This is a genomic window from Empedobacter falsenii (assembly GCF_019308355.1).
GTDB lineage: Bacteria > Bacteroidota > Bacteroidia > Flavobacteriales > Weeksellaceae > Empedobacter > Empedobacter falsenii_B.
Genome location: NZ_JAAGKM010000057.1, coordinates 1 through 12,977, shown reverse-complemented (window position 1 = coordinate 12,977; position 12,977 = coordinate 1). Strand labels below are relative to the sequence as shown.

Annotated in this window: 12 protein-coding genes; 1 reads left to right on the top strand and 11 read right to left on the bottom strand. The window is 28.7% G+C overall.

All coding sequences use genetic code 11. The features are described 5' to 3' along the window. Positions 1-90 precede the first annotated feature (90 nt). Positions 91-957 carry an IS982 family transposase gene (locus tag G0Q09_RS13820; protein ID WP_443093332.1) on the top strand — a complete coding sequence of 289 codons (867 nt, stop codon included), beginning with the start codon at positions 91-93 and terminating at the stop codon, positions 955-957. Here G0Q09_RS13820 and G0Q09_RS13815 read toward each other — a convergent pair. The 11 genes from G0Q09_RS13815 to G0Q09_RS13770 form a co-directional block, all read right to left on the bottom strand. Continuing rightward, positions 954-3,056 (bottom strand): hypothetical protein, encoded by a 2,103-nt coding sequence (locus tag G0Q09_RS13815; RefSeq protein ID WP_219035305.1) that lies wholly within the window; start codon positions 3,054-3,056, stop codon positions 954-956. The genes G0Q09_RS13820 and G0Q09_RS13815 overlap by 4 nt on opposite strands. A gap of 143 nt (positions 3,057-3,199) precedes the next feature. Beyond that, complete coding sequence (locus tag G0Q09_RS13810; RefSeq protein ID WP_219035304.1) at positions 3,200-4,012, bottom strand: abortive infection family protein; 813 nt, start codon at positions 4,010-4,012, stop codon at positions 3,200-3,202. 111 nt (positions 4,013-4,123) lie between these two features. Continuing rightward, the gene (locus G0Q09_RS13805; protein WP_371875744.1) at positions 4,124-5,002 is read right to left on the bottom strand and encodes an IS3 family transposase; all 879 of its coding nucleotides are present in this window, start codon (positions 5,000-5,002) and stop codon (positions 4,124-4,126) included. Continuing rightward, positions 4,999-5,301 carry a transposase gene (locus G0Q09_RS15245; RefSeq protein ID WP_125350866.1) on the bottom strand — a complete coding sequence of 101 codons (303 nt, stop codon included), beginning with the start codon at positions 5,299-5,301 and terminating at the stop codon, positions 4,999-5,001. Before G0Q09_RS15245 ends, G0Q09_RS13805 begins: the two co-directional genes overlap by 4 nt. Then, the gene (locus G0Q09_RS13800) at positions 5,298-6,146 is read right to left on the bottom strand and encodes a hypothetical protein (RefSeq protein WP_219035303.1); all 849 of its coding nucleotides are present in this window, start codon (positions 6,144-6,146) and stop codon (positions 5,298-5,300) included. Before G0Q09_RS13800 ends, G0Q09_RS15245 begins: the two co-directional genes overlap by 4 nt. Positions 6,147-6,211: 65 nt before the next feature. Continuing rightward, positions 6,212-6,946: a metallophosphoesterase gene (locus tag G0Q09_RS13795; RefSeq protein WP_219035302.1), complete on the bottom strand. Its 735-nt coding sequence runs from the start codon at positions 6,944-6,946 to the stop codon at positions 6,212-6,214. Between the two features lie 90 nt (positions 6,947-7,036). Next, the gene (locus tag G0Q09_RS13790; protein WP_219035301.1) at positions 7,037-8,566 is read right to left on the bottom strand and encodes a type I restriction-modification system subunit M; all 1,530 of its coding nucleotides are present in this window, start codon (positions 8,564-8,566) and stop codon (positions 7,037-7,039) included. Positions 8,567-8,570: 4 nt separating this feature from the next. Next, positions 8,571-9,155, bottom strand: a complete 585-nt coding sequence (locus tag G0Q09_RS13785) for a restriction endonuclease subunit S (RefSeq protein WP_219035300.1) — start codon at positions 9,153-9,155, stop codon at positions 8,571-8,573. A gap of 201 nt (positions 9,156-9,356) precedes the next feature. Then, positions 9,357-10,892, bottom strand: a complete 1,536-nt coding sequence (locus tag G0Q09_RS13780; RefSeq protein WP_219035299.1) for an ADP-ribosylglycohydrolase family protein — start codon at positions 10,890-10,892, stop codon at positions 9,357-9,359. After that, positions 10,892-11,575 (bottom strand): DarT ssDNA thymidine ADP-ribosyltransferase family protein, encoded by a 684-nt coding sequence (locus G0Q09_RS13775; RefSeq protein ID WP_257468275.1) that lies wholly within the window; start codon positions 11,573-11,575, stop codon positions 10,892-10,894. Before G0Q09_RS13775 ends, G0Q09_RS13780 begins: the two co-directional genes overlap by 1 nt. Then, a complete protein-coding gene (locus tag G0Q09_RS13770; RefSeq protein ID WP_371875745.1) occupies positions 11,572-12,807 on the bottom strand; it encodes a 3'-5' exonuclease in 1,236 nt (411 codons plus the stop codon). Before G0Q09_RS13770 ends, G0Q09_RS13775 begins: the two co-directional genes overlap by 4 nt. Between the last annotated feature and the right edge of the window lie 170 nt (positions 12,808-12,977).

Genomic DNA, 12,977 nt, shown 5'->3' with positions numbered 1-12,977 from the left:
TTTTGCCTTGATTTTGTTTTGATAAGATCTTGACGATCTGAACTTCTGTAAAATTGCTTTGTTTCATAATTATCCCTAAGTTAATAAACTATATTTTTAAACGTTCCGGTTTTTAGGGAAGATTACAACACCTGTAAATATATTACTACAAGTAAGCAAATTAGGCTTCCAAAAATGTCTGATTTGGAACTTGTGGCACTCAACCTCACTGCAGAATATATGTCTATTAACTCTGAACTACAGTTATTTAGATGCATTTCAGGGACTGATTTGGATGGAAGAATTGAAAGGAGTGTCTACAATAAAAGGAAAAGAAAACTTTTTCCCTACATTGAAAAAATCAGAGAAACCTTGAGCAGCAAGTTTTCGGATTTCACCGATGTCTTTATTGTGGATTCCACGCCAATTGAAATCTGTAAAATAAGTCGGGCAAATCGTTCTGCAATCTGTTCCACGGATGAGATCAAACCTGCATATGGATATTGTGCCGCACAAAAATCTAGGTATTTTGGCTATAAACTTCATGCGGTTTGTGACAAAAATGGAATCTTCCACTCGTTTGATTTTTCCCCTGCAAACGTTCACGACGTGAACTATCTGCACGACATTAAGGAGAATTTTGAAAACTGTTTATTAATCGGCGACAGAGGGTACATCAGCAAAGAACTCCAACTGGATTTATTCAACTATTCCAAGATAAATCTTTCGGTTCCAATGCGTAAAAACCAGCATAATTTTGTGGACTTTTGCAAGACAAAATCAAAAATCAGAAAGAGGATTGAAACCAATATTTCGCAACTGTGCGGACAGTTCTTAATAAATATTAACCTCGCAAAAACCTTTCAAGGTTTGGCAACAAGAATAGTATCAAAAATAACTTCTTTTACCATGATTCAATATCTAAATTTTTTCGTCTTCAAGAGAAGTTTGAATAAGTTAAAAATTAATTTGTGCTAAATGCACAACAGGTAATTAAGTATTTTAAGAATAGTATTTAAATTATCAAGTTCACTATTATTTTCATGAATGACATCAAATTCAAACTTAGATAAAACAGAAATATTTAGATTTTGATAATTATCAATAATAACTTTATCAGACTTGTTTACTTGATTTACACTTCTTACTTTAGAAATGTTGTATGGTAATATTTTCAGATGATTATCCTCAAATAATAACATCCCTGATTTTACGTACATTAATTTCTGATTTTCTGGATATCTAATCATACCAAAAAATTCTTCATAAGAAATATCAAACGCATTGTTGTGTTTATACACATTAGGTTCTAAATACGCTCTGTGAACTATAAGATAAATTGCTAAATCTAACAACCTTATATCTTTATGATAAATTGCTAAATATCTTAGGTAATTAATCGAACTATACGTTGCATTCATATTCTCATTAGAATATGAATTAAGAATTACGACTAAATATTGATTCGAAATTAATGATTGAAGGTTTAGTTGACTTTCTTCAGAATCATCATCATTAAAGCCATCTAAAACTTTATCGCGAAGTCTATTTATCTTTTCGATAATTGATTTTGCAAAGAAATATCTTTCATAATCCTCAAAAAAACCGTGCTTAATCATTAATATGATCGTATCATAAATATGCCGATCAGCATCAGAATTAAAATATTGAGAAATATTAATAATTTGCTTTAGAATATTTTTTTTCTTTTGATTTAAGTACGGAGAACGAGCTAAACTTTCTTTAATTTCTTCTAAAAACTTTTGGTCTTCACCTTCCAAATATATGTGTAAAGCTTCTGCTAAAGCTTCTAATTTAACTATTTTAGATTCAGCTTTTCGGATTATATCAGGTCTTCTAAATTCACTGAAATTTAAAAGATAATTAGACCCTTCTAAAATCCATTTCTCAATTTTCACATAGATATCAATCAAGGTAAGACTTCTTTCGTAATTCTCATTTCCTAATTCAGCATAAATTTCTATGTCTAAATTAGCTAAGTATGAGAATACCCATAAATTTTCTCCCTCATTGTATTGATCAATATAAGAACTGTTGTTTACCGTTTCTATATCGTTTTCATCATTTGTTAAAAAATCTTTGTTCTTGAAAAAATATTCGTCTTCTTTATCTGCATATCCAATTTCTTCGAATACATCTTCAATCAAATAATTATTTTTACTCCAGTCAGCTAATTCATTTACAAGAGTTAAGAAGCCATTGTCAGTTATTTTTAATACAATTAATTTTATTTCATCCTCTTGATTCAGTTTATTATAATCATTATTAAACGTTAAATCATTGTACGGGTAATAATTGTGGCGTAAATTAAATTGGTCCTTTAATATCCATTTTGTAATTCCTGTTTCATGATTAAATTCTTGTTCAGTAATAACTAAATTAATTTCTTGACCAATAGTGAACAATTTAGAAACAATAGAATATCTTGTAAGTTTTAAAGTTTGAGTATTAGAATCCTTAAAAGTGCCTAATGTTACTTGAAGGGATTTACCTAAATCGGCATTTTTTAAAATAGAAGGAATACTAACTGAATATACTTTATTTTTGAATTCTATTTTAGCAAATAAATTATCATTTCGATTAATATAGGTTTCTAGAATTGTAATATTATAAATTTTATTTGTTTCAAAATCAGAATAATCAATCTCATAAGTAACCGGTTCGTATTCTCTATTTTTAAACTTAGGTTTATTATCTTCTAAGTCAAAATCTTCAATTTCGAGTGTAATAGTTGTTTGATTTTCTATTTCTTTAAATGAAATTGGAACTGCAAACTCTAAATAATCAAAATTAGATATTACTAATACTTTATCTGTTTCTTTTATAATTTTAAATTCGTAAGATTCTCCTATTTTATAAAGATTAAGAATACTATATTGGAATTTTATTCGATTCGAAAAACTGTTGAATTCTTTTTCGAATAAATAAATCTCTTCTCCAATAGAATGATTTAAGAGAAAACATTTTTGTGGATTACCTGTGATTGTATCTGTAATCCAAGTAGAATTTTCTTGATGTGAAAGTATTTTATATTTTCTGTGTCTGTGATGTTTCATAGTGTAATATTAATTTTTATAGCGTGTTTAAGTATTTGATAACTATAGTTTAGTTAATAATTGAATGGCTGGGATTTGACTGATTTGATCTTCTTGGTATGATGGGGTCATTCTGTTTTATTAATTCATTAGATTAATTATTCTTAAAAAAGCTCATTTACATCTGAAGTTTTTTTACTAGATTTTATATGTTCTTCTATATTATCTATAAAACCTTTTAATCGAGCCAATGTATCAAAAACATATAAACTTTCTTGATAATTTAACAACTTATTGTCGTGCGCAAAACTATTATTGTTTCTTACATCATTATATTTATCAAGCAAATTAATACTGTATTTCAAAATAGCTAAAGTCATATCAGATTCAATAATATTTAATTTTTCAATAAATTTTATATACTTACCAAAAATTGCGTTCAATGACTCTGAATTACTAAATGAAATTTTATGATTTGTACATAAACCTCTTATAAACTTTGTATAAAATGTATGTAGTCTATCTAATGCTAATTCAGGTTCATTCTTCTCTATATATTCCTTAATATTACTTGCTAATTTTAAGAAATCATCTTCATCATACAAAGGAGTTATTAATTCTGAATGAGGGCTTATAGCTTTAGATAATAATTTATTACATATTTTTTCAACACATTCAAATAATTCTGATGAAGCATTAAAAAAAGATGAATTAGATACTTTTAAACCTTTATAATATTGAATAAAAGACTTTAATAATTTACCTACTAAATAATCTGTTTCAATTTCCCAAAAAGCTCGTATTCTCTTAGCTTTTGAAGTTCCATATTTATCATATTTATCATCATAAATATTAACTCTAATACTCTCAAAAACAAACCTTTGTAAAGAATCATTTGAGAAGTCTAAACAAAATCCATCTCCCATCATTAAGAATTTTTCTAAATATGCTTTATCCTGATATGTTAACTGTGCCATTAAGTAAAGATATTTTTTTTAAAAATTGATTTTAGGTAATTCAGTTGTTAAGAGGTTTGTTATTTCGGTAGATACAACGTTTGGATATCCCCGTGAATTTTCCATTGTAAGTTAAGCTACATATTTTAAAAATTGTAAATTATTATTAAACTCAAAGATAGTTTTATATCCCAATGTTTTATGTCTTCTATTTTTGTTATACCAAATTTCAATATACTCAAAAATTTGCGTTTTCATTTTTTCTCGTGTTATTAATTTATTTCCATAGATCAGTTCTGTCTTTAAAGATTTAAAGAAGCTCTCAGCTACAGCATTATCCCAGCAATTTCCTTTTCTTGACATGCTACGAATAACACCATAAGAATCAAGTACATTTGTAAACTTATTTGAAGCATATTGAACACCTCGATCAGAATGAAATAGCATTCCTTTTTTAATTGATCTATTCTTTATAGCCATACGCCATGCTGCTAAACTCGTTTCTTTTGTACTCATGGTATGGCTTAAACTCCAACCAATCACCTTTCTATCGTACAAATCGATGATTGTTGTTAAATACAAAAATCCCTCTTGAGTTTCAATATAAGTAATATCTGACACCCATTTCATTGAAGGTTTTGAAGCGCTAAAGTCTCTATTAAGTAAATTGCTTACAGTTAAATAATTATGTTTAGAATTTGTTGTAATTCTAAACTTCTTACTTAATTTACTTCTTAAGCCAAGTTCTTGCATATATTTAGCAACCGTTTTAAGTGATATTCTATAACCTAAAGCGTTCAATTCTGAATGAATTCGAGGACTTCCATATCTCTGTTTAAATTCAAAATATAAATATGTTATTTTATCTAACATCAAATTTTTTCTCAAAAGTCGATTGGAATACCCTCTTTTTTTCCATTTATAATAGCTACTGGAATTTATTTTTAATAAAAAACACATTTTCTCAATCGGAAATTGGCGCTCATGATTCTTTATGAATCTGTATTTCATCGACCGTTCTTGGAGAAAATGCTTATTGCTTTTTTTAAGATATCTCGTTCTAATTCAGCATCTTTTAGTTTTTTCTCTAATTCGACTATACGCTCTTGTTCAGGTGTTAGCTTTAAATTGCCTTTTCCTGGAAAACTATTCGATCCATATTCTTGATAATCTTTGCGCCATTTATATAATAATGAGGCTTTTATTCCAAGTTCTCTAGCTAATTCGGAAATATTACTTCTTTCGTAACTCAGTTCTACTGCTCGTAATTTAAAAGAAGCATCGTAATGTTTTTTTTGTCCTTTCATCATGTTAAGATAAGTTTTATACCTTTTCTTACTATGGAATTTTTGTTAGGACATCCAGTTTGATTATCTATAGCAAAAGCCATTTGATCGCTTGGATTTATATTGGTGTACTCCGTTAAGGCAGTATCTCCTGCTTTTAATAATGGTAAATTCCAATTAAAATTATCCGCTACAAAATACGCTTTAGCAATTGGATTGATAAAAATGTTGTTTTGTAGCCCTTTTTCCCACAATGTTTTTCTTTCGAATTTGAATTGGAACATTTTATAACGACCACGCTGTACGATTTCTATTAATTCTAATTCGGCTAAATTTTCGACTGCACGCGAAACGTTGATGGTATTTACCTGAAATTGGTTTGCAATTTCTTTTAATGGAATATTTTCGATTGTATATTGATTATTAGTATTCAGCAAATGTGCAATGACTAATACCTGAGCAAACGGTTGCAAGGTTTGTGCAGTACGTCCTTTTGTTTGGTATCTGTATTCTGTAAAATCGATGAATACGTATGGTATATACAATTGCTTAAACGGTACGATAAATGCTCGTTTTTTTTCGATTAATCGTTTACGATTATAGGCTTCCATTTCGTCCACACAAAGAATAATGGGTTGATTAATTCTTTCTTCAATATTTGCTAGTTGCGTGTCGATGGCTGCAATTGTAAACTCATCATCCGTTTCTGCATAGGCAATGACGAATTTTTTATTTAACATCAACAACTCGTACCATCCATAAGCATTACGCAAATAGATGGGTAATTGATTAAGGACATCCTTGCTTAAAGGGCTTACCTCGCAATGAATTCCTATCGTTTCGTTGATGTAATTTTTTAGCTGAATCATAATACTAACATTAAAATTGCACGATAACAAATATAATGTTATTATGCAGAAAAAGTGTTATTAAATTAAAAATCAATAATTTTATTCCAATCCTTTATTCCTGAAGCCTTATCCAATTGATTGGTAAGTAAGCTCGTGTTCCTTATATTTATCATCTCATTGGCTGTATGTGTATGACCATAAATCCAATACAGTGGTTGGTATTTTATAATCAACTCCTCTAACGAAGATCCATAAACCGAACTGATATTTTCTTGTTCCGGAATAGATAACATTATAGGGCAATGATGTGTTACTACGATAGTTTTGCTGGGATTTGCAGTTTGAAATTTATGCTCCAAAAAACTCAATGCATCGATATGAAATGCATTGTAATCTAAGGCATCTATATAATCCTCTTGGTATTTAATGTATTTAAAATCGTTGATGTGATATTGTAAAAACCATCTTTTGTTTAGGTCTACATTAGACCATAAAGTAGAGCAAATCAATTCATAATCCTCTAGCAACACCGATTGGTTATTGATTAAAAATACATTTTCTCGAATGGGAATATTACAGGATTGATATGATTGGTAATCTGAGCCATAAAATTCATGATTTCCAGGAATCCAAAAAACTTTAGTAAACGCCTGACTGATATGATCTAGGAAAAAATTAATTTGATCGATCTGGTTTATTGGTATAATATCACCAGCAAGAACCAAATAATCCGCACAAGGTTGAATAGGATATTTTTCAAAAAACATCCTGTTGTTATGTGATTCTAAATGAAGATCTGAAATGTATTGTATTTTCATTATTTTTTTGAATTACCGTGTTCTACACCACCACCATGCCATTCGCCAGTTACTAACCAAATAGTTGTTTTTTGGTTTAAGTAGGTTAATCTATATTAGCTTTAATTCCTTTAAAAACGCTTGCATTTTAGCTTCTGTTTCTGCCAAACTGTTTTTAAGTTGATTGATGTCGTTGTTCACTTCTTTGATGTCTACTTCGGCTTCTTCTTCAAATGTATCGATGTAACGAGGAATATTTAAATTGAACTCGTTTGATTTAATATCTTCAAAGGTTGCACGGTAAGAGAATTTATCGGTAAGTACTTCTCCATTTTCTGTTTCTAAAGCAGGTAAAGCTTTGAATTTTTTAAATTCATCAACTATCTTTTGGATGTGTTTTTCACTTAATTTATTTTGATTTTTACCAGAATCGTACTCTGCACTTGCATCTATAAACAACACATTGGTATTAGAACCTTTAGCTTTATTGAAAATAAGAATAGCCGCAGGAATACCTGTACCAAAGAACAAGTTAGCAGGTAAACCAATTACAGCTTCTAACATGTTTTCTTCAATTAACTTTTGACGGATTTTACCTTCGCTACTTCCTCTAAATAATACACCATGCGGAACAATAACACCAACTTTTCCAGAATCTTGATAAGTTGTTTCTATCATGTGAGAAATGAACGCATAATCTCCTTTAGATTTTGGAGGAACCCCACGATGGAAGCGTTTGTATGTATCTGCATCGGCGTTTTCTGCTCCCCATTTGTCTAGTGAAAACGGTGGATTAGCCACTACAATATCGAATTTCATTAAACTATCTTCCTCTTTTAATTGTGGATTGTTTAATGTATCACCCCATTCTATTACTGCATTATCTTCTTCGTGCAAGAACATATTCATACGAGAAAGTGCCCAAGTAGAACCGTTGTTCTCCTGACCATATAAGGCATAATTTTTCCCTTCGATTTCTTTGGCAACTTTAATCAATAAAGAACCCGAACCACAAGCCGGATCACAAATACGATTACCTGGTTGTGGATCAACTAATTTAGCTAATAAGGTACTTACCTCTGATGGAGTATAGAATTCACCAGCTTTCTTACCTGCTTCACCTGCAAATAAGGAAATTAAATATTCATAGCTATCACCAATAACATCATTATTTTCTAAATGAGAAGGTTGTAAGTTAAGCTCATTCAAATCTGTAAGCAGATTTTTTAGAATTTGATTGCGTTGTTTTGTAGGACCAAAAGCAGTTTCTGAATTGAACGATATGCTACGGAATACCATAGCTAATTTTGAACGGTTTTCATCTTCTAATTTAGTTAACGCAATATCTATTAACTCTCCAATGTTATTTTCATTACGATTCTCAAAAAGATAATCGAAAGAACTTTCTTCAGGTAATACAAAACGTTCACGTTTTAATTGACGCTTAACCATCTCTTCGTTTCCGTCGTATTTAGCTCTTAAATCGTTTGCTTTTTCATTCCAAACGTCAGATAAATATTTTACGAATAACAATGTTAAGATGTAATCCTTATATGAACCACTTCCCATGACCGGGCGTAATGAATCACATGCTTTCCATACTACTTTATTGATCTCTTGTTGCGTTAATTTTGATGCCATATTTTTATTTTGTTATTTCGTTAATTAATTGGTTAAATCTTACTTGCTTTTTTTCTTTTAGTTGTTCTAATAATTGTATTTCTTTATTATGGAGATCATACATTTCTACAATTTTATGTTGTACTTGTAATGATGGAAGATTAATTTCGAAATCTGCTAATTCGCTTTTACGAATAGAAGGAATAGAACTACCAGCTCCGATACTGTTAAAGTAGTTATGACTTTTAGAATGATTAAGAATACAGGCTAAATAATCTGGTAAAAGTGCCTCTCGATTCGTTTTTATTATATAGAAAATAGATGATGCTACAGCCTCACCAATTTCTTGTTTATATGTATATGCAAAAAATCGCATCCCCTTACCTACAAAAAGAACATCTCCATCTTTTAAGAGTACATCATCTTTGTTTTCATTCAATTCAATATATTTATCTACGTTATTCAAATAACTTCCATTCTCGTTAAAATTACGCGCTTGTAGATAAATAATTCCTTGACTTTCAATTTTACTCGTATGAAAACCAAAAGTAAATGAAGCAATATCTCTTAATTTTACCTTTTCATAATTTTTCATTGTAGAATGTTTCAAATTTCACTTCAACAAAGGTTGTATAAAAAAAATTATCCTGCAAATTATTTGTTAAATATTTTTTGTAGAGTTTTTCAATTTTACAAAAGTAACCTAAGTAACCAAATTTCGGCAAAAACATTTTTTTGTTTTTTTAAGTTTTGAATAAACTGTTTCAAACGAAGAATAGAATGCAAAAAGGAGAACCATTGGTTCTCCTTTTCATGCTTTATTCTCTATAATTGTTTTGAAAATATTTAAAATATCATTGGAATTATTATTTTTTAAAAATACTTCCAAATCTTTATATGCGAATGGTTTTAATTTGGATTTAGCTAGAACTAAAAGATCATTGAACTCATCGGATTTAATTGAATCTTTCAAATAAGTAGTATCTTCATTTTCATCGAAAATATAAGTTACAATGATGGATTGTCCTATATCTAAATTAATCGAAAGAATTAAATTATACTTTCCTTTAGTTAAAGTTTTCTGTCTATCAATTTCAATAATTTTTCCTTTCCCAAGAGGTGAAAATTCTATCTCTTCATTAATTTGGAAATTATCTGTTTTAGGTTTATTCGCTGATTTAAGAACTGGAGCTAATAAAAAATCTTCTTTATCTTTGAATTTCTTTTTGTTAATTAAATATAGTTTTTCTGCGATGCCTTCTAAATAAGTTACATCTTGAACATTATTCCATTTATTTGGAATTATTTTTTCTCCATGTAAAGCACCTAATAATGAACCTGTGAATGCAGCTATACTATCAGTATCTGTCCCCAATGCATTAACAGCTTGTAAAATACCTTCCTCAGGATTATTTACAAATTTTAAAGCTAAATATAACCCTCCTATAACTGTTGAAGTCCCCGAACCTTTTGTTTGATTTGCAAAACATCCTAATTTATCTAATGTTTCATATACAGTTACATCTTTATTTAAACTTTTAAATACTACTCTTAAATATTCTTGAGTTTCTGCACAAATTTCATCATAAGTATCTCTGAAAGAAATATCACTAGATTTATTCCACTCTTCTTCCCATTTTAATAATTCAACAGAATTTAAAAAAGATAAATTAAATGTTTCATTAAAATTTGAACCAATTTCAGTTAAGACATTTTTAAACTCAAAATTATTCGGATCAGCTGATAAAAAACGATTTATAACTACTCCATAAAGCATTGCACCTAATAAAGCTCTTGGATGACCATGCGTAATAATTGAATTAGAAAATATATTTGCTTTTATATTCTCTTCATTTTTGAAATTAGCTAAAGCTATAGGAAGTACACGCATTGCGGCACCATTCGCACCAGTATCTCTATAATCAACTTTTTGATCTTTTATACTATAAGTATAAAAGTTTGAATACCAATTAGCCGATTTTCTTTGTATTTTATCTGCTGCTTGTTTAATTGTACGACCACCTCCTCTTGCATAATATAACCAATTTGGTAATTCATTTTTTGCAAAAAATACTTGATCTACATCTGCAGAAGAATTTATAGATCTGGCAACAGCTAGCATTAATTGCGTATCATCTGAATAAGAACCTTCTTTTATATAATCAACATAATCATAAAAACGTCCGCCTACATTTTTAGACCATGGATGAAATTTTGTGATTCTATTTGTATCATACTTTTTAATTAGATCAACTTCACTTTTTTCAAATTCTGTAATCCAACCTAAAGCATCTGCCATAGCAGAAAGTTTAATACTAGCAATATATTTTGATTTAAGATTATCCATTAGTTTCTGTTATTTGAAAAGAGTAAATTATCAACTTTAAAATTATCTGTATTAAACTCAGCTAATGCTGCTTTAGCACTTGCCATATCCTCTTCATTTTCAAAGCAAACTTCGATTATATCACTAATTGGAATTTCATTAGCAATTAAAACTTCTGCTTGCTCATCTGTAGGATATTTATTTTTTAATTTATCTCTAATAATAATCCTTGAATTATATGATGTTACAACCTTAATTTCATTGTCAAATAACATTCTAAATTTATCAATATCACCTGTTACTTTAGTTATATTTTTATTGTAACTATTAGCAGCATTTGTAACACTAAAAAGAGTAGAGTCTTTATAAATAAATTTAGGATTAATTTTTAAAATACACCAATAGATATGAGGTTCATCTGCTGTTTTTTCTCTAAATTTTTTTAATAAATATGAATTAGGGTGAGAAATTGAGGTATTTATATAATTTTTATCATCAAATCTTATTTCATCTGTAAATTCGATAAAATCTAAAATATCCGTTTGATATACATCATATTGTTCTAATAAAGCTCTTGAAAGTATTTTTTCTTGCTCGAACATACTCAAAAGATTAATAACAGGAGTAAAATGAATTAAATATTCAATTTCTCTCTCATTAATTTCTTTTTTAAAATCAATGTAATTAGGTTTTAAATTAATCAAAATCTATATAATATTTTTGTATCATTTACGTAGTCAACTAAATCGACATCTATTTCATTTAAATATCTTGAAGGATTATCGCTCGATAAAATATACAGTTTTTCCCTAGCTCTAGTCATAGCTGTATATAACAAGCGTCTTTCTGTTGATATATGAAATTCATCATCAGGTTCGTTAAAACCAGGAGGATAAGGAATTACATCATCATTCACATCTACAATAAAAACATTATCAAATTCTAAACCTTTGACTGAAGAAAGTGTACAAATTTTCACTTTATCTGATAAAAAATCAATTCCATAAGAGTTATTTAATATTTCGCATGGAATATTATTGTTATTCAATAAAAATTCAATTTCTTTAAGCCCTTGTCTTGTACGATGTAATATAACTGTAGAATTTAGATTTTCATTTTTTCTAATATTATTTAACTCTTGAATCAAGTATATATTTTGTTCGTCGTAATTATTAAAATTACCTATGATAGGTTTTATATTTATATCTTCATCACGAGCTGATTCTATATCTGTGAAATCTGTTTTATCTTGTTCTTTATCTAAAAGAGATTTAGCTGCATCTGCTATTGATTTAGTATTTCTATAATTCTTCTTAAAGGCGATTGATCTTCCTCTAAAATCAAAACCAATCTCTGCCCAAGTAAAACCACTTTTGTAAATGCGTTGAGCTGCATCGGCAATAATAGAAATACTCTTCGTTTCCTCAGAAACTAATTTAGTTATGACTAGAATTTGTGCCTTATTTAAGTCTTGTGCTTCATCTACAATTATATGTGTGAATGGTGGTATGAAGTTAGGATTAGAATCAATTATTTTTAAACATAAAAGAGCATAATCATCAAAATCTACTTTATCATTTTCTTTTTGGTAATGGATATACTCTTCATAGATATTCCAAATCAATTCCTTATCTTCTTTAGTAATACGATCCGTTGTTCCTCTACCAGTACGTTTAGCTTCAATATATTTCTCTCTATGATCAAATAATTTCCCCTTTATCCACGAGAATTCTTCAATATAAAAATCATTATTTTTATTAAACAACTTAGAATCAATAACTAAGTGTTTGTTTTTAAGTTTGCTAAGTATAAGATTCTGCTCATTAGATTTAATCAATTTATTGTATAAAACTAAACCATTTGCTTTCAAAAACTGATAAGCCCAACTATGAAAGTTATAAACGTTAACATTTAACCCAGGAGGCTTAGTTTGAATAATTTCATCTGAGTATGGTTGATAGCCACTAGAAATAAAAGGTTGTGTAATCTTCCCTAAAAAACGGAACGTTTAAAAATATAGTTTATTAACTTAGGGATAATTATGAAACAAAGCAATTTTACAGAAGTTCAGATCGTCAAGATCTTATCAAAACAAAATCAAGGCAA